The sequence below is a fragment of the Microbacterium sp. IO18 genome (genome assembly GCF_049099505.1).
GTDB classification, from domain to species: domain Bacteria; phylum Actinomycetota; class Actinomycetes; order Actinomycetales; family Microbacteriaceae; genus Microbacterium; species Microbacterium aurugineum.
Genome location: NZ_JBMJAF010000002.1, coordinates 43,029 through 60,034 on the forward strand (window position 1 = coordinate 43,029; position 17,006 = coordinate 60,034).

The window sequence follows — 17,006 nt, forward strand, 5'->3', positions numbered from 1 at the left end:
TCCGGCCGAGCAGCCTTTCAGGCTATCAGGTACGGAGCCAGCGGCGGATTGCGAACCCGGCGGACAGAGCGGCCAGCACCACCCCGATGCCGATCAGCACGGGCACGACGAGAACCGCATCCTGCATCGTCACCCAGGTCGTGATGAAGGGGACCCGACCTCTCAGGTAGCCCTCGACGCCGAAGTGCATACCGGCGACGACCGCAGCGCTGGCGAGCGCCGAGCCGAGGAACGCCGCGAAGACGCCCTCCAAGACGAAGGGTGTCTGGATGAATCGGTTCGAGGCACCGACCAGACGCATGATGCCGATCTCCTTCCGTCGGGCGTACGCCGACAGCCGGATGGTCGTGCCGATCAACAGCGTCGCAGCGATGAGCATCAGCACGGCGATGCCGACCGCGATGTACGTGGCGACGGTCAGCGCTGAGAACAGCGGATCGAGGTACTGCAGCTGATCCGTCACCTGTTCGACCCCCGCCTGGCCGCTGAAGGCCTCGGCGAGCACCTGTGACTGGCCAGGATCCTTCATCGTGACGAAGAACACCTCGAACGCCTGGTCCGGCGTGAGAACGCTCGCCTGCTCCGCGCCGAGCTGGTCGACGAGCTTGGCGTAGGTCTCTTCCTTCGTGTCGAAGGTGATGGAGCTGATCAGCGGCGCCAGGGCCTCGCCCTCGAGCTGGGCGCGGACCGCGGCGACCTGCTCCTCGCTGGCCGCACCGTCGATACAGGTCTCCGACTCGGAGACCTCCGAGCACATGTACACGGCGACCTGGGCGCGCTCGGCCCAGTACCCGCGCATGACACCGATCTGCCCCTGCATCAGGATCGCTGCGCCGACGAAGGTCAGCGACACGAAGGTCACGAGGACGACGGAGATCACCATCGAGATGTTCCGCCGGAGGCCGCCCAGGGCCTCGGCGAGGATGAGTCCGATTCTCATGAGGTCGGGCCCACTTCCTCGTCGTCTTCGTCGGAGAGGCCGAGGCGGTCGGCGACTCCGAGCTCTGCGACATCCACGTTCGGGAGGGTGATCGGATGCGTGCGGGGCCGGTTGACGGCGGGCGGCTCGACCACGGCGGGCGGTTCGACGATCCGCGCGGCCTCGTCCGCCTCGGGCGTGAAGGCCTGCTCCGGAGGTTCGACGGTCTGCGGAGGCTCGACCGTCCGCGGGGACGGCTCGGCTTCGACATCGGGGGCCCGGTCCGCGGCCGCGGTCCGCTGCGCGGCGAGCTCCTCGGCGAGGGCAGCGCGCACCACCGAGAGGTCGGCCGTCTGGCGCTGCACCTCCTGCACCGCGGTGAGGGCGGCGGCCGCAGCGGCACCGCGCACCTCCTCCGGCACGAGGCGCGGGATGTTCGAGGTGTCGCCGTAGCCGCCGTGCACCTCGTCGCGCACCATCTCGCCGTCGCGCAACTCGATCACGCGACGCTGCATCTGGTCGACGAAGCCGGCCTCGTGCGTGGCCATCAGCACGGTGGTCCCTCCCGCGTTGATGCGGGCGAGGAGCTGCATGATGTCGACGGAGGTCGCGGGGTCGAGATTGCCGGTGGGCTCGTCGGCCAGCAGCACCTGGGGGCGGTTCACCAGTGCGCGGGCGATCGCGACGCGCTGCTGCTCCCCACCGGACAGCTCGTGCGGCATGCGCTTCTGCTTGCCGTCGAGTCCGACGAGAGCGAGTGCCTCCGGTACGGCCTGCTGGATGAATCCTCGCGAGGATCCGGTGACCTGCAGCGTGAAAGCCACGTTCTGATAGACGGTCTTCGAAGGGAGGAGGCGGAAGTCCTGGAACACCGAGCCGATATGGCGCCGGAAGTACGGCACCTTGCGGTTGGCGAGCGAGCGGAGATCCCGGCCGAGGACCGCGACGCGGCCGGAGGTCGGCACGTCTTCACGCAGGATGAGGCGCAGACAGGAGGATTTCCCGGACCCCGAGGCACCGACGAGGAAGACGAACTCCCCGCGCTGCACTTCGAAGTCGACACCGGAGAGAGCGGGCTTCTTCGTCCCTCTGTAGCGCTTGGTGACGTTCTCGAACCGAATCATGGCGATTCGAGCCTAAGCGCGCCCCTCCGGCTGGTCGCGAGCGACACCCCGCACGCCGTGTCCCTGTGCGCACGAAATGGGGACTGTTCCCCATCCGGAGGCCTCACCCCGGTCACCGCCCACTGCTATACATGAAGGGGTCGCCGCACCAGGGAGCGATCGCATTCATCGAGGGGGAATCATGACCACGACACCAGCAGGCTGGTACGACGACGGATCCGGACGCCAGCGCTGGTGGGACGGCCAGCAGTGGACCGAGCACTTCGCTCCCGAGGCCGCGGCCCCGGTCGAGCCCGAGGCCCCCGCTGCGGCTGAGACTCCGTCAGCCCCCGAGGTCCCCGCCTCCGAGGTCCCCGAATACGGCTCCCCGGCTCAGCCGGCCGCCGGTTACCCGGGTTCCGCCCCGAACTACCCTGCGGGGTACACGACGTCGCCGTCGGGTTACCCCGCCGCTTCGCCGTACACTCAGCCCGGCCAGGACGCTCCGAAGAAGATCTCGATCCTCGGACTCGTCGGCCTCGGCCTCGCGGCGGTCGGAACGATCCTCGCCTTCATCCCCGTGATCGGGTTCTTCGGGTTCATCCTGCTCGGCGCCGGCTTCATCGTCTCGCTGATCTCGCTGTTCCTGAAGGGCAAGAAGTGGCCCGGCATCGCGGGCCTGATCCTCGCCGTCGTCGGCACGATCATCGGCGTCGTGATGTTCTTGGTGTTCGTCTTCGCGGTCGCGCAGACGGCGAGCGAAGAGCTCGACAACCTCCCGAGCACCTCCCCGTCGAGCGAGGCGACCGACCCGGGCGAGACGGACGGTGCCGACGACGGCACCCGCCCGACCACGCCCGAGGTGGCCGCAGGACTGACGGCGATCCTCATGCTGGACGGCACCGAGGGGTACACCGAGGAACAGGTCCTGTGCCTCGCCGACCTGCTCGTCGTCTCCGACCTCGACAACGCCACGCTGCGTGCGATCGCCGAGAGTGACGGCACTCTGACGGATCTCGACGCGATCAACGGTCTGGCCGAGGTCCTCGGGGACACCGAGGCCATCACCGCCTGCTTCGTCTCCTGAGACACCACGACAGCGGGAGCGCGAGATGACTACGCCTGCGGGGTGGTACGACGACGGTTCGGGGAACCAGCGGTGGTGGGACGGACAGCAATGGACCGAGCACGTCGTGGCCGCTCCCCCGCGGCCCGCCGAGCCCGATCCCGCTCCTGCTCCCGCTCCCGCTCCCGCTCCCGCTCCCGCTCCCGACGGTGATCCCGTCCCCGCCACACCGGAACCTGCTCCGTTCGCTCCGCCGTACATGATGGCGCCTGCGGATCCGACACCCGTCGCGGGCCCGACCATGACCGGCTATCCGGGCGCTTCCGGCGTCGTCGGTGATCCGTGGGCGGTCCCGGCCGCTCCCCCCGCCGCGACCGGGACGCCGGTGCTCGGCATCATCGGCCTGGTGACGGTGGTCGTCGGCGTGATCGGCGCCTGCGTCCCCGTGATCGCGATCGCGGGCTGGAGCCTGCTCGCCATCGGATTCATCCTGTCGCTCGTCTCGCTCTTCCTGCGGGGCCGGAAGTGGCCGGGCATCACCGGGATGGTGGTGGCGGCGATCGGCGCCGTCCTCGCGGTCGCCGTATCGCTCGTCCTGCTGGGAGTCGCGTCCGCAGCCGGAGGAGCCGGTTCTCCGAGCGGAGCCCCGGGCGAGCGCCTGTCGACGGACGATGGTTCGAGCGCCATCGAGGGTGCCGAGATGGTGAGCTTCGCCGATCTCCGCGTGGGCGACTGCCTGCCGTTCGTCGACTACTCCGACGAAGAGGGGAACATCTACGAACTCCCCGTGGTGCCCTGCGCCGACCCCCACACGGACGAGGTCTTCTTCATCTACGACCTCGAAGGCGAGGAGTTCCCCGGTGACGGCGCCCTCCAAGACCAGGCTTGGGATGGCTGCCTGTCGGAATTCGAGGCCTACGTGGGCACGTCCTACATGGATTCGGTTCTCGACTACTACACGTATCAGCCGACGGAGTCGTCCTGGGTCCGTGGCGACGACCGCACCGTGCACTGCATCCTCTACAGCTATGAGGACGTGACCGGCACGCTGAAAGATGCCGCATACTGACTCCTGCGCTGTCGCTGAGACAAGAAGAAGGGCCCCGGGATCACTCCCGGGGCCCTTCTTGTCTCAGTCCTCGATCTTGCGCTTGCGCCAGCGGATTCCCGCCGAGATGAAGTCATCGAGATCGCCGTCGAACACGGCGGCCGGGTTCCCGGACTCCTGGCCGGTGCGGAGGTCTTTCACCAGCTGCTGTCCGTAGAGGAAGTAGGAGCGCATCTGGTCACCCCAGCTCGCGGTGATGTTGCCGGCGAGTTCCTTCTTCTTCGCTGCTTCCTGCTCCTTCTGGAGCAGCAGGAGCCGCGTCTGCAGCACGCGCATGGCGGCTGCCCGGTTCTGGATCTGCGACTTCTCGTTCTGCATCGACACGACGATGCCGGTCGGAAGGTGGGTGAGGCGCACCGCGGAGTCGGTCGTGTTGACCGACTGTCCGCCGGGGCCGGACGAGCGGAAGACGTCGACACGGATGTCGCTCTCGGGGATGTCGACCTCGGTCGCCTCCTCCATGAGCGGGATGACCTCGACCGCGGCGAACGACGTCTGGCGCTTGTCGGCGGATCCGAACGGACTGATACGCGCGAGGCGGTGCGTGCCGGCTTCGACCGAGATGGTTCCGAAGGCGTAGGGCGCATCGATCTCGAAGGTGGCGGACTTGATGCCCGCACCCTCCGCGTACGAAGTGTCCATCACCTTGACGGGGTACTTGTGGCGTTCTGCCCAGCGCAGGTACATGCGCATCAGCATCTCGGCGAAGTCGGTGGCGTCGTCGCCCCCCGCGCCGGAGCGGATCGTGATGATCGCTGCCCGGTCGTCGTACTCGCCGTCGAGGAGCGTCTGCACCTCGAGCTGGTTGATCAGGTCGGTGAGTGCCGCGAGCTCGGTGCGCGCCTCCTGCGCGGAATCCTCGTCGTCCATCTCGTTGGCGAGACCCACGAGCACCTCGAGGTCGTCGAGGCGCTGCGCGATGCCGGTGATGCGGGCGAGCTCGGACTGACGATGGCTGAGCGCGCTGGTCACCTTCTGCGCGTTGTCGGTGTCGTCCCAGAGGTCGGGAGCACCGGCCTCTTCGCTGAGACGCGCGATGTCGTCGCGGAGACGGGAGACATCGACGACCTCGCTGATGTCGCCGAAGGTGTGCCTGAGCGCCTGGATTTCGGCGGAGAGATCTAGTTCGAGCATGACACCTCAGCCTAACGTGCCGTCTGCCCACGCGGGGACCGGGTCCAGGAGCACCTCCCTGCGAGGAGTAGCGTGAGGGCGTGAGCAGTGCATCGACGGTCCTTCGGCAGTTCGGACCGATGGTGTATCTGCCGACGGTCCTCTTCGCCCTCGGCGAGGGCGCCGTGATCCCGCTCATCCCGGTACTCGCAGCCGCCATGGGTGCCGACGTCGCTTTCGCGGCCCTCGTCGCCTCCGCGCTCGTCATCGGCCAGCTCTGCGGAAACCTCCCCGCCGGATGGGCGGTCGGGCGGATCGGCGAGCGGTTCACGATGGTGATCGCCGGCGTGATCGCGATCCTGTCGGCTGTGGGAATGGTCTTCGCCCCGACGCTCGGCGTGCTGGCGGCCTCAGTGTTCGTCCTGGGCGTGTGCGCGGCCGCCTTCGGCCTGGCCCGTCACGCGTTCATGACGACCAGGGTTCCGGTCGCCTTCCGCGCGCGCTCGCTCTCGTTGCTCGGCGGCAGCTTCCGCCTCGGCATCTTCATCGGCCCGTTCGTGGCAGCGGGTCTGCTGCAGCTGTTCGGCACCGAGAGCGCCGCGATCTGGTTCTTCCTGGGCTGCCTCGTGGTGATGGTGATTCTCGTGCTCTTCGGCCCCGATCCGGAGAAGACGACACCGCCCGCTCCGCTCACCCCGGCCGAGCGCTCAATGGAGGACTCCGGCGAGGCGGTGAGCGGATCCATCCCGACCGTCGAGCGCACGGGCATCTTCCAGACCATGTGGCGACAGCGCGCGGTGCTCGGCCGTCTCGGACTCGCCGCGGCGTCGCTGTCGGCGGTGCGCTCCGCGCGGCAGGTCGTCCTCCCGCTGTGGGGGCTCTCCCTGGGGCTGGACGCCTCGACGATCGCCCTCGTGGTCGGCGTCTCCGGGGCGATCGACTTCGCGCTCTTCTACGCCAGTGGGCAGGTGATGGACCGCTTCGGACGACTGTGGGCGGCGATGCCCGCGATGGTGCTCATGGGCGCCGGCTTCCTCGCGCTGTCGTTCACGCACGAGCTCGATGCGGCGGTGCTGTGGTTCGGGATGTTCGCCGCGGTGCTCGGCGTCGGCAACGGCCTGTCGAGCGGGATCCTGCTCACCCTCGGTGCGGATGTCGCCCCGAAGCGCGAGCCCGCCGCCTTCCTCGGATCCTGGCGCACGCTCACCGACGCCGGGGGTGCGATCGCGCCGCTGCTGGTGTCAGCGATCACCGCTTTCTCGGCGCTCCCCTTCGCGGCCGCAGCGATGGGCGTCATCGGCCTCGTCGGGGCAGCAGGATTCCTGCGGTGGATCCCGAAGTTCATACCCAGGTCGCGCCCGGAGCCGGGGCCGGAGTCGGAGCCGGGGCCGGAGTCGGAGCCGGGGCCGGAGTCGGAGCCGGAACCGGAGCCGGAGTCGGGGCCGGACGGCAACTGAGCGCCCCCTCGCGGCAGGTCACCACAGGGCCGTGCGGCTCGTGGCCGTGGACTCCAGGCGCACGCCGTCCGGAACGAAGGGCGACAGCAAGGGCGGACGCCAGTCGACGCCGACCGTCACACGTGCCGACACCCCGTCGGGTGTCCCCGCCGCGACGAGGTCCGTCTCGCCCGGCACCCCCTCGACCAGGGCTGCCGCTTGCTGCTCGACCCCGGAATCCGTCAACTCGGCGCGGACGCCGTCGGCCGTCACCGCGAGGATGAAGCCATCCGCCCCGGCGAGCGCCGCCGAGTCCGCGAGGGCGTCCAGCCGCTTCTGCGCGATGTAGAGATCCGTCGCGCAGACGCAGACGTAGATCACCACGAGCGCGAGGAGCACGTAGCCGAGCGTCAGCAGGAGGACGCTGCCCTCGTCCTGCCCCGGCACCGCTGTGTCCGCTGACCGAACGGCGCGCGTCATCGCTCGCCCCACAGCCGCGACACCTTCTGCGCCGAAGTGGCCTGGACGGGGACCGCGGTGGAACGGTCGAGCCCGAAGAGCTCCGGCACCAGGGGCAACCGCACCCGGGCGCTGACGGTGACGAAGACGGTCGCTCCCGACGATGGGCATTCGACGCCCGACGGAGTGCATGTCAGCGTCACGTCCACCGCGTCGGCATCCAGACCGTATTCGTCGATCACCCCGCGGAGCACCGCCTCTCCGCGCTCGGTCGCGGATGCGGTGTCTGGAGCCCGCGCGATGACGCGCGCCATGTGCCGTGCCGCCGCCTCTGCGCCGAGCGTCTGCTCCTGGATGCCGCCGAGCGCGATCACGAGGTAGACCATCGGTACCAGGAGGATGACGCCGACCGCGATGAACTCGAGCGCCGCTGATCCTTCCTCATCGGTCTCCGAACGTCTCCACGGGCGCATGGGCCTCCACCTCCATCGCGAACGGGATTCCGATCAGGCCCAGCAGGGGGAAGGTCGAGCGCACTCGCACGTCGACGGTTTCCTCCTCCGGGAGCCCCGAGGTACCGATCCGGATGTCCTCGGCATATCCCGCGCCGATCGCACGCGTGATCACCTCGCGGGTGCGCTCGACTCCTTCGGCCGGACTCGTGTCGGCGAGAGCAGCGTGATACGCGCCTTCGACCGCTGCATCGTGGACGACGTTTCGCACGTAGACGGCGAGCGCGAGTTGGAGGACGGCGAGTGTGAGCGCCGTGAGCAGCGTTCCCACCAGCAGGAACTCCACCGGGCTCGAACCGCGCTCATCCGCGAACCGGGGCCCTTCCGCCATGTCAGAGCCCCGACACCCGTTGGATCGCCTGTTCGAACAGCGCGGTCAGCGCGGGTCCTGCGACCGCCCAGATCAGCACCACCAGCCCGGCCGTCATCAGTGTCACGAGCACCCAGCCGGGAACGTCACCGGATTCATCGGCCGACAGAGCGCGGAAGAACGAGCGCAGGCGTGTGATCATGCGGCCAGTCTGCCCGGGGTGAGATCACCCGCGCGGAAGTTATCCACAGCCCGCAGGACGCCGCCGTCCGCGCCTCCCCTGCCAGAGAGTTCGCGTCAGCCGTTCCGCTCCTGCCAGCGGTGCAGCAGAGCGGGAATCTCGCCCCGCAGGAATTCATAGAACGCGTGCATCTGCGCCAGGCGCTGATGCGCCGGATCATCGTCACCGGTCACGGAGACGCCTTCCGAGGCGACCTGGAGCATGGCGTCGATGATCGTGTTCTGGCCGGTGAACAGGGTCGCCCAGGCATCGTCGCGAAGTCGGAAGTGCTCCCGGCGACTCCCGGGAGCGGGCAGACGCTCGATGAGACCCACCGAGAGCAGCGACTTGATCGCACTGGAGACCGCGCCTGCGCTGGCATCCAACCGCTCGACGATCTCACCCGCTGTGACCGTCTCCTGGTCGGTGAACAGGAACACGGCGAGCGTGCGCGCAGCCATCCGCTGCATCCCGCCCTCGGTCAATGTCAGCGCCAAGCGTTCGGCGGTCTGCCACTGCGTGTGCCTGTCGGTCATCTCACCCTCCACGCAGCACGATATCAAACATCATGACTGTTCAATAATTCCTGAAACTCCGATATTGTCGGAACCACGTCATCTCAACCACGACGCGAGGAAGGACGACATCCATGCGCGCAGTCATCATCGGAGCCGGCATCGCCGGACTCGCCACCGCCCTCCGCCTGCACCAGGCCGGGTGGGAGACTCTCCTCGTCGAACGCGCACCCGCACGCCGCGACGGGGGCTATGCCGTGACCTTCGGCGGCATCGGGTATGACGCCGCGGAGCGAATCGGCATCCTGAGCGATCTCCAGGCCCGCTCGTTCGAGACCACGGAGCTCAGCTATCACCGGTCCGACGGCTCACGCCTCTTCGCTCTGGATCGCGCCACGATCGCTGCCACCACCGGCGCGCGCTCCTTGACGATCCTGCGGGGCGACCTCGAGTCGGTCCTGTATGAAAGGGTCCGGGATCACACGACCATCCGCTTCGGCACCACGCTCACCTCCTTCGAGCAGGACGACCGAGAGGTCCACGTCGCACTGACCGACGGCACCGTCGAGACAGCCGATCTGCTGATCGGCACGGATGGGTTGCACTCGGCCACCCGCGCCCTGCTGTTCGGGCCGGAGGAGGACTTCCTCGTTGACCTGCAACACAAGATCGCCGTGTCCATGCTCGAGCGGCGCCCTGCATCCATCGCAGCGGGCACCACGGGCACGCACTCCTCGCGCGGTCGCACCGCCGCCGTCATCAGCGCCGGCGACGGTCGCAACGTCGCCTTCTTCGGCTACCGCGCCGATCATGCGCGCCCGGGTGCCGACGTGCACGCCGAGCTGAGACGTATCTACGGCGATCTCGGTTGGATCATCCCCGAAGTACTCACCGGCTTCCAGGAAGCCGACTCCGTCTACTTCGACACCGTCAGCCAAGTGGTGGTGCCGTCCTGGAGCAAGGGTCGAGTCGCGCTCCTCGGCGACTCCGCGTGGTGCGTCACGCTGTTCGCCGGCTACGGCTCATCTCTGGCCGTGGGCGGAGCGGACCGGCTCGTCACAGAACTCACCGCCAGACCTGACGACATCCCGGCCGCGCTGCAGGCGTGGGAGACAGCGATCCGCCCCGAAGCGGAACGCAAGCAGAGGCTCGGACGACGGGTCAAGGGAATCTACGCCCCCGCCCATCCCCTGACCCTCTGGCTGAGCACGCTGCCCCTCCGCCTCGCCTCCTTCCCTCTCGTCCGCAGCTACATGACGCGGCGGTACATCAAGGGCTGAGGCCGCTCCCCTGCGAGGAGGTCAGCCGATGCCGAGCCGCAGGATGAACAGTCCTGGATACACGGCGAAGAGCACTGACAGCGGCAGGATGAGGAAGACCAGCGGGAAGAGCATCAGGATCTCCTTGCGCCCTGCCTGCTCGATGAGCGTGCGTTTCGCGTCCTCGCGCGCATCGCCGGCCTGTGCGTGCAGCACCGCGGCGAGCGGCGCTCCGTGCTCGAGAGCCGCGATCACCTGGTCGACGGCACGCGAGAGCCCGGGCAGCTGCAGACGTCGCGCCGTCTCGCTCAGCGCGTCAGCCAGCGGCGACCCGGTCCCGACCGCGAGGACGACCTGGCGGAGTTCGGCTGTCAGCTCACCGGTGCCGACGGCGGCGACACGTCGGAGGGAGTCGAGGAACCCTTCGCCGGCGGCAAGGCACAGCGCCAGGAACTCCAGCGTCGTCGGAAGCTCGTCGGCGAGACGCACCCGGCGAGCCCTCGCCCGTGCGGAGAGCTGCATGTCGTACACGACGGCGGCGAGCGCCCCGAACACCACCGGGATGACACTCGTGGGCACCGACATCCGCCCCGCCAGTGCGAGGAGGATGACCACGATGGCACCTCCGCCGATCCCGGCGAGCGTCCACCCCAGTTGCTTGCCTCGGAACACGGACGGTTCGATCGCCACTCCGGCTTGGGAGAGTCGCTGTCGAAGGGCGGCTCCCCCGCCGAGCAGACGCTCGAACGCCTCTCGAACGGCGTCCCACAACGTTCGAGAACGCGCGGGAAGCACGCCGGAGGAAGGCAAGATGCCTGGGGGCAGCCGCTCGTCGGTCACGACGTCACGGACGTAGGGCCCGATACGGACGATCAGGGATGCTGCCCGCCAGCGCGGAAGCACGAACAGGACGCTCAGCACACCGGCGGAGAACGTGCCACCGACCAGCACCGCGACCGCGACGACCGACACCTCCGTCACCCGAACCACCGCCGCGGCTCGGGAAGTCGACCGATGCGGACCATGATCCGGAAGGCAGCGACCGAGATCGCGGCTCCGACGCAGATCACCAGAACCCCCTCGGGCGTGCCGTACGCCGAAGCCCCCTCCGGGCGCATGACGAGCAGTCCGAGGATGATCCACGGCGCAACGGCCCCGAGGATCGCCGCACCGCGGATCCACGACTGCCGCGCCTCGACTTCTCCTCGAAGCGCGGCATCTGCGCGGACGGACGCCGACAACGCGCGGAGCACACTGATCAACTCGGTGCCGCCGACCTGACGGGCCATGCGCAGAGTCTCCACGATCCGATCGCCGATGGGATCGGCGAGGGACGACTTCAACCGGTCGAGGCTCGTCTCGAATCTGCCGCTCGCCCGGAGGTCTCGGGCGAACACGACGAAGGCCGGTCGGAGCATGGTCGGCGCGGACTCGGCCAGGCTCGCCACCGCGTCGGAGAGCGAGAGCCCGACGCGGATCGAGGCGATCAGGAGGTCACAGATGTCCGGCCAGAGCTGCCGACGTACGCGAAGCAGCCGAAGCCGCCGACCGCGCAGGAACAGGATCGGCGCAGACGCCCCCGCCGCTCCGGCGAGCAGGGCAAGCACGGGCAGTCCGCTCAGGAGCCAGACCACGGAAGCGGCCAGCATCCCCGCGGCCACGATCACCGCGATGAGCACGCGCGGCACGAGCGCGACGAGGCCCGCTTCCTCGATCAACCGCGTGAGTCGTCCGTCTCTGCCGGCCGGCTGCGCGTTCGCACGAGGCGGCCACATCCACGGCGAGACGCACAGGAGCACACCTGCGGCGAGCGCGGCCCCGAGCAGCACCGTCACGAGTTCACCCCGATCCGGTGCACGGGGCCACGATCCATGTCGGCACGCCCTTGCGTCGTCGAGCCGTCGAGATAGACCCGCGCTGTGCGGATGCGTCCCTCGACGATCTCTCCGGTGGGCGCGACGATCTCCTGCACGAAGCGGCGGCCCGAGCGGTCGCGCACGCAATGGACGACGAGGTCGATCGACGTGGCGATCGCCGGCGCGATGAAACCGCGATCGATGTTGCGGCCGGCCAGGAGCGGCAGCATGCTGAGCTTCTCGAGGGCCTCCGTCGCGGAGTTCGCGTGCACGGTGCACGCTCCCGGCACTCCGGTGTTGAGCGCGAGCACGAGGTCGAGCGCTTCAGCATCACGCACCTCACCGAGGACCAGGCGGTCCGGCCGCATCCGGAGCGCTTCCTTCACCAATCGACGCAGGGTGATCTCCCCTGTGCCTTCCAGACTGGACTGGCGCCCCTGCAATGCGACCAGATCAGGACCCTCGATCGCGAGCTCGAAGGTCTCCTCGACGGTGACGATGCGCTGCGAGTCGGCGCACGAGGCCAGCAGCGCACCGAGCACCGTGGTCTTCCCTGCGTGGGTCGCGCCGGAGACGATCACCGTGCGACCGTCGTTCATCGCCACCCGCAGCCGCTCAGCCACCGCCGCGGGCATCATCCCCTGGGCCGTCAAAGCCTCGAGCGACCGATACTTCGGGAGGAACTTCCGGATGTTGACCGCCCATGACCCGCGCACGACGTCGGCGATCGCGACGTGCAGACGGGAGCCGTCCGGCAGCGAGGCGTCGACGAAGGGCTGACTGATGTCGACCCGCCGACCGGTGGCCTGCAGCATCCGCTCGACGAGGTCACGCACCGTCGTGTCACTGAGACGCAGTCCGGTCCGCTCCGCCACGCCTTCACGGGCGACATGCACGTGTCCGGTGCCGTTGAGCCAGATCTCCTCGATCTCGGGATCGTCCAGCAGAGGCTGCAGCGCTCCGAACCCGCTGAGAGACGCCAGCACGTCACGGACACAGGCCGCTTCGTCTTCGATGAGGCCGCCGCCGCGTGCGAGAGCAGCGTCATCGTGACGACGGACCTCCGCGTGCGCGATGCGCCGCGCGGCGTCGGGATCGATCGTGGGATCCACCCCTTCCGTGCGCAGGCGACGCCGAACCTGCTCGGTGACCAGGGCAGACGGATGACTCACCCCGGCATCCTCGCAACGATCGGTTCCCCCGCGTCGGAGTTATCCACAGGCACGCCGACCCCCGACCGCTCCGGGGGGGGCGATGAACTGCGGGCTGATGCTCAGACAGCGGGTTTCGCCGGTCAGTAGACTGATTCCACCGCGCGGGAGTGGTGGAATTGGCAGACACGCAGGATTTAGGTTCCTGTGCCCCAGGGCGTGTGGGTTCAAGTCCCACCTTCCGCACGAGAGACGATGGTGCCGTCGCGAGACCACCCTGACGTCGCTCCGCTCTGACGCCGACCACTCACGACCGACGGGAATCCCGCCAGTGCTCGAATCCATGCTGCACGCTCCCACCGCCCTCATCCCCTGGCTCGACCCCCAGACGATCATCGGCGCGGCGGGCCCCTGGGCGCTTCTGGTGGTGTGCTTCATCGTCTTCGCCGAGACCGGTCTCCTGGTCGGGTTCCTCCTCCCCGGCGACACCCTGCTCATCATCGCCGGGCTCCTGACGCACACCAGCAATGTGTTCGGCGTGAACATCTGGGTCGTCTCGCTCCTGATCGCGCTGTCGGCCTTCATCGGCGGCGAGGTCGGCTATCTGATCGGTCACAAGGGCGGACCGGCGGTGTTCGAGCGCAAGGAGTCGGGCCTCTTCAGCAAGAAGAACGTCGAGCGCACGAACGCGTTCTTCGAGCGCTTCGGCGGTCTCACGGTCATCCTCGCCCGTTTCGTCCCCATCGTGCGCACCTTCGCCCCCGTCGCAGCCGGTGTGGGACACATGCCGTGGCGCCGCTACTCGCTCTACAACTTCATCGGCGCCATGATCTGGGGCTTCGGCCTCACGATGGTCGGATACCTCATCGCCTACATCCCGTGGGTGCGCACACTCGTGGTTCAGTACATCGACGTGATCCTGCTGATCGCCGTCGGCGGCACCGCCCTCGTCACCCTGTGGCACTACTTCTCGGAGCGCCACAAGGCGAAGAAGGCCGCGGCGGCAGGCGAAGACGTCGTCACCGACGCCGAGGAGGCACAGGAACTCGTCCTGGATGCCGACGTGTTCGACCGCGCCCCCGACCTGGACGGCGACGGCAAGCACTGATCCTGACCTCGTGCGCCGAGCTCTCGGCGGACGACGTCAGCCTGCGTTCTTCGCGCGCTCCTCTTTGGTGCGCGCGACGCTGGCGCGGAGTGCCTCCATGAGGTCGATGACTTCGCCACCCTCCGCAGCCTTCTCGGCCTCCCCGAACGTCTCGGCGACGTCGAACGTGTCCCCCGCCTCGATCTTCGCGTCGATGAGGGTGCGGAGCTCCTTCTGGTACTCGTCGACGAAGTCCTCGGGATCGAAGTCGGCCGAATAGCTGTCGACGAGGGAGGCGGAGAGCTCGAGCTCCTTCTTCGAGATCCGCACGTCCTCATCCAGTGCAGGGAACTCCGCTTCGCGCACCTCGTCGGCCCACAGCAGAGTCTGCAGCACGAGCACCTTCCCCCGGACCCGCAGCGCGGCCAGCCTGGTCTTCTGCCGCAGGGTGAAGCGCACGATCGCGGTGCGATCCGTCTGCTCCAGGGTCTTGCGCAGCAGCACGTACGCCTTCGGGGACTTCGAGTCCGGCTCGAGGTAGTACGGCTTGTCGAGGGTGAGCAGATCGACCTGGTCGGACGGCACGAACTCGACGACGTCGATCTCCCGGCTCTTCTCCGCCGGCAGCGCGGCCAAGTCGTCCTTGGTGAGCACCACCGTCTGCCCGTCGTCGACGTACGCGCGATCGATGTCGGCATAGGCCACCGTCTCGCCGCACACCTCACAGGTGCGCTGGTACCGGATCCGGCCGCCGTCCTTCTCATGCACCTGATGCAGCGGCACATCGTGATCCTCCGTGGCGGAGTACACCTTCACCGGCACGTTCACGAGCCCGAATGTCAGCGCGCCCTTCCAGATCGTCCTCATGACACCAGTGAACACCAGTCGAAGCCGTCGCGACCAGTCCCTTGACTACGCTGGCTGCATGGTCGGACCAGGGCAGATCGTGCAGGTGGACGGTCGCCGTCTGCGCGTGACGAATCTCGACAAGGTCGTCTACCCCGACACCGGCACGACCAAGGGCGAGGTCATCGCCTACTACAGCGCGATCGCCCCGCTCATCCTGCCCCTCCTCGACGGACGCCCGGTCACGCGCAAGCGCTGGGTCGAAGGCGTCGGAACGAGGGACGCTCCCGCGGATGCGTTCTTCACGAAGCAGCTCGAACCGGGGGCACCGGCCTGGATCCCGCGGCAGGCGATCCAGCATTCGGACGGCCCGAAGGAGTACCCCCTCGTCGAGGACGTGCCGACGCTGGTGTGGCTCGCTCAGGTCGCCGCGATCGAACTGCACGTGCCGCAATGGCGCTTCGCTCCGGACGGGACCCCGGGTCGCCCCGATCGCCTCGTTCTCGACCTGGACCCGGGCCCCGGTGTCGGACTCGCACAGTGTGCCGAAGTCGCGCGCTTCGCACGGGTCATCCTGACGGACATGGGCCTCGATCCCCTCCCGGTCACGAGCGGGAGCAAGGGTCTGCACCTGTATGCGGCCCTCCCCGGGGAGCAGACGAGCGACGAGATCTCGGCGGTCGTGAAGGAACTCGCCCGCCTGATCGAGAACGACCATCCCGATCTGGCCACGAGCGTCATGTCGAAGGCCGAGCGAGGCGGGAAGGTGTTCCTGGACTGGAGCCAGAACAACGGCAAGAAGACGACCATCTCGCCGTACTCGCTCCGAGGGCGGGCACAGCCGTGGGTCGCGGCTCCGCGCACCTGGGACGAACTCGATGACCCGGATCTGGCCCAGCTCGACCTCGACGAGGTGCTCGCCCGCGCAGCCGCGGGAATCGATCCGCTCGCCGGGCTCCGCCCGCAGGAGGCCTCGTCGGCACCAGCACCTGCCCCGGCTCACCGGCCCCGCCACCCGCGGGGCGCTTCGGCCCCTTCAGGGGGCGCCACGGCCGCGCCCCTCGCGCCGATGCTCGCCGAGAACGGCACCGCCGGGGTCGCGCGGGCGCTGAGCGATCCGTCCTGGGTCGAGGTGAAATGGGACGGCATCCGAGCCCTGGGCACCTGGGCCGACGGACGGATGCTTCTGCACGCGCGGCGCGGCACCGACATCACGACCCGCTATCCGGAACTCACCGCCGACGGCGCCCCTTTCCTGCCCGTCGCCGACGCGATCGTGGACGGGGAGATCGTGGCGTTCGACGGCCAGGGACGCCCGAGCTTCTCCCTGCTGCAGAACCGCATGCATCTGACCCGTCCGCGCGAGATCGAGCGGGAGGTGGTCCGCACGCCGATCGTGTACATGCTCTTCGACCTGCTGAGCCTCGACGGGCACGATCTCACGGGCATGCCGCTGCGCGAGCGCCGCATCCTGCTCGAAGACGTCGTCGCGGGCCTCGACGCCCCGATACAGATCCCTCCGGTCTTCGACGACGTCGACGCGGCCCTCGCTGCCAGCAGGGAGTTCGGTCTCGAAGGCGTCGTGGTGAAGGACCCGCAGTCCCGTTACCGCCCGGGGCAGCGCAGCCCGTCCTGGCTGAAGCTCAAGCACACGCGTATGCAGGAGGCCGTGATCGTCGGGATCCGGCCGGGCAAAGGCGATCGCGAGAGCACACTCGGCTCGCTCCTGCTCGCGGTGCCCGACCGATCCGGCGGCCGAGGCGGATCAGCGCCGTTGCGCTACGTCGGGAGGGTGGGAACCGGATTCACCGACCGCATCCTCCGCGATCTGCTCGCACGCCTCGACCCGCTGCGCAGGGAGACAGCGCCCCTCGACGGCGTGCCCGCGCCCGACGCGTCCGACGCGCTCTGGGTGCATCCCGAGCTCGTGGGCGAAGTCGAGTTCGCCAATTGGACCCCCGATGGGGTGCTCCGACACGCACGATGGCGAGGGTTGCGGCCCGACAAGGAGCCGGACGACATCGTCGTGGAGCGCTGACCACTCCC

The 17,006-nt window shown here is 68.6% G+C and carries 18 protein-coding genes and 1 tRNA gene; 7 read left to right on the forward strand and 12 right to left on the reverse strand.

Features of this window, described 5'->3' with window-relative positions; genetic code table 11:
* Positions 1–25 precede the first annotated feature (25 nt).
* Complete coding sequence (ftsX, locus tag ACLF6J_RS11820) at positions 26–940, reverse strand: permease-like cell division protein FtsX (RefSeq protein ID WP_047524316.1); 915 nt, start codon at positions 938–940, stop codon at positions 26–28.
* A complete protein-coding gene (ftsE, locus tag ACLF6J_RS11825) occupies positions 937–2,043 on the reverse strand; it encodes a cell division ATP-binding protein FtsE (RefSeq protein ID WP_134351680.1) in 1,107 nt (368 codons plus the stop codon). Before ftsE ends, ftsX begins: the two co-directional genes overlap by 4 nt.
* Positions 2,044–2,224: 181 nt before the next feature.
* On the opposite strand from ftsE, the gene ACLF6J_RS11830 reads away from it, so the two are divergent.
* Positions 2,225–3,109 (forward strand): DUF2510 domain-containing protein, encoded by an 885-nt coding sequence (locus ACLF6J_RS11830; RefSeq protein ID WP_134351682.1) that lies wholly within the window; start codon positions 2,225–2,227, stop codon positions 3,107–3,109.
* A 25-nt stretch (positions 3,110–3,134) separates the two neighbouring features.
* Positions 3,135–4,157, forward strand: a complete 1,023-nt coding sequence (locus tag ACLF6J_RS11835) for a DUF2510 domain-containing protein (RefSeq protein ID WP_134351684.1) — start codon at positions 3,135–3,137, stop codon at positions 4,155–4,157.
* A 63-nt stretch (positions 4,158–4,220) separates the two neighbouring features.
* Here the strand turns inward: ACLF6J_RS11835 and prfB are convergent, their stop codons facing one another.
* On the reverse strand, positions 4,221–5,330 hold the full coding sequence (prfB, locus tag ACLF6J_RS11840) for a peptide chain release factor 2 (protein WP_047524313.1): 1,110 nt from the start codon (positions 5,328–5,330) through the stop codon (positions 4,221–4,223).
* 119 nt (positions 5,331–5,449) lie between these two features.
* Between prfB and ACLF6J_RS11845 the strand changes: the two genes are divergently transcribed.
* Complete coding sequence (locus tag ACLF6J_RS11845; RefSeq protein WP_134353854.1) at positions 5,450–6,766, forward strand: MFS transporter; 1,317 nt, start codon at positions 5,450–5,452, stop codon at positions 6,764–6,766.
* 18 nt (positions 6,767–6,784) lie between these two features.
* Here the strand turns inward: ACLF6J_RS11845 and ACLF6J_RS11850 are convergent, their stop codons facing one another.
* The 5 genes from ACLF6J_RS11850 to ACLF6J_RS11870 all read right to left on the reverse strand — a co-directional run bounded on the left by ACLF6J_RS11850 (position 6,785) and on the right by ACLF6J_RS11870 (position 8,782).
* Entirely contained in the window at positions 6,785–7,225 is a 441-nt protein-coding gene (locus ACLF6J_RS11850) for a pilus assembly protein TadG-related protein (RefSeq protein WP_134351686.1), read from the reverse strand.
* Positions 7,222–7,677, reverse strand: a complete 456-nt coding sequence (locus tag ACLF6J_RS11855; RefSeq protein WP_134351688.1) for a TadE/TadG family type IV pilus assembly protein — start codon at positions 7,675–7,677, stop codon at positions 7,222–7,224. The genes ACLF6J_RS11850 and ACLF6J_RS11855 overlap by 4 nt, the downstream gene beginning before the upstream one ends.
* On the reverse strand, positions 7,646–8,047 hold the full coding sequence (locus ACLF6J_RS11860; RefSeq protein ID WP_134351690.1) for a TadE/TadG family type IV pilus assembly protein: 402 nt from the start codon (positions 8,045–8,047) through the stop codon (positions 7,646–7,648). The genes ACLF6J_RS11855 and ACLF6J_RS11860 overlap by 32 nt, the downstream gene beginning before the upstream one ends.
* A gap of 1 nt (position 8,048) precedes the next feature.
* Positions 8,049–8,228, reverse strand: a complete 180-nt coding sequence (locus ACLF6J_RS11865) for a hypothetical protein (RefSeq protein WP_047524308.1) — start codon at positions 8,226–8,228, stop codon at positions 8,049–8,051.
* Positions 8,229–8,323: 95 nt separating this feature from the next.
* Positions 8,324–8,782 carry a GbsR/MarR family transcriptional regulator gene (locus ACLF6J_RS11870; RefSeq protein ID WP_047524307.1) on the reverse strand — a complete coding sequence of 153 codons (459 nt, stop codon included), beginning with the start codon at positions 8,780–8,782 and terminating at the stop codon, positions 8,324–8,326.
* A gap of 113 nt (positions 8,783–8,895) precedes the next feature.
* On the opposite strand from ACLF6J_RS11870, the gene ACLF6J_RS11875 reads away from it, so the two are divergent.
* The gene (locus tag ACLF6J_RS11875) at positions 8,896–10,041 is read left to right on the forward strand and encodes an FAD-dependent oxidoreductase (RefSeq protein WP_134351692.1); all 1,146 of its coding nucleotides are present in this window, start codon (positions 8,896–8,898) and stop codon (positions 10,039–10,041) included.
* A gap of 21 nt (positions 10,042–10,062) precedes the next feature.
* On the opposite strand, the gene ACLF6J_RS11880 is transcribed toward ACLF6J_RS11875, so the two are convergent.
* From ACLF6J_RS11880 to ACLF6J_RS11890, 3 genes are read right to left on the reverse strand one after another with little or no spacing between them, the layout of a single operon-like run.
* Positions 10,063–11,010, reverse strand: coding sequence for a type II secretion system F family protein (locus ACLF6J_RS11880; RefSeq protein WP_248570079.1), 948 nt, complete (start codon positions 11,008–11,010; stop codon positions 10,063–10,065).
* Positions 10,998–11,855 carry a type II secretion system F family protein gene (locus tag ACLF6J_RS11885; RefSeq protein WP_134351720.1) on the reverse strand — a complete coding sequence of 286 codons (858 nt, stop codon included), beginning with the start codon at positions 11,853–11,855 and terminating at the stop codon, positions 10,998–11,000. The genes ACLF6J_RS11880 and ACLF6J_RS11885 overlap by 13 nt, the downstream gene beginning before the upstream one ends.
* Complete coding sequence (locus ACLF6J_RS11890) at positions 11,852–13,048, reverse strand: CpaF family protein (RefSeq protein WP_134351722.1); 1,197 nt, start codon at positions 13,046–13,048, stop codon at positions 11,852–11,854. Before ACLF6J_RS11890 ends, ACLF6J_RS11885 begins: the two co-directional genes overlap by 4 nt.
* A gap of 143 nt (positions 13,049–13,191) precedes the next feature.
* On the opposite strand from ACLF6J_RS11890, the gene ACLF6J_RS11895 reads away from it, so the two are divergent.
* Positions 13,192–13,273 (forward strand) — tRNA-Leu (locus ACLF6J_RS11895).
* Positions 13,274–13,370: 97 nt separating this feature from the next.
* Positions 13,371–14,135, forward strand: coding sequence for a DedA family protein (locus tag ACLF6J_RS11900; RefSeq protein ID WP_047524355.1), 765 nt, complete (start codon positions 13,371–13,373; stop codon positions 14,133–14,135).
* Between the two features lie 36 nt (positions 14,136–14,171).
* Here ACLF6J_RS11900 and ACLF6J_RS11905 read toward each other — a convergent pair whose 3' ends face one another.
* Complete coding sequence (locus ACLF6J_RS11905; RefSeq protein ID WP_047524296.1) at positions 14,172–14,981, reverse strand: Ku protein; 810 nt, start codon at positions 14,979–14,981, stop codon at positions 14,172–14,174.
* Between the two features lie 58 nt (positions 14,982–15,039).
* On the opposite strand from ACLF6J_RS11905, the gene ligD reads away from it, so the two are divergent.
* Positions 15,040–16,998 (forward strand): non-homologous end-joining DNA ligase, encoded by a 1,959-nt coding sequence (gene ligD / locus ACLF6J_RS11910; protein WP_134351724.1) that lies wholly within the window; start codon positions 15,040–15,042, stop codon positions 16,996–16,998.
* The last annotated feature ends 8 nt before the right edge of the window (positions 16,999–17,006 follow it).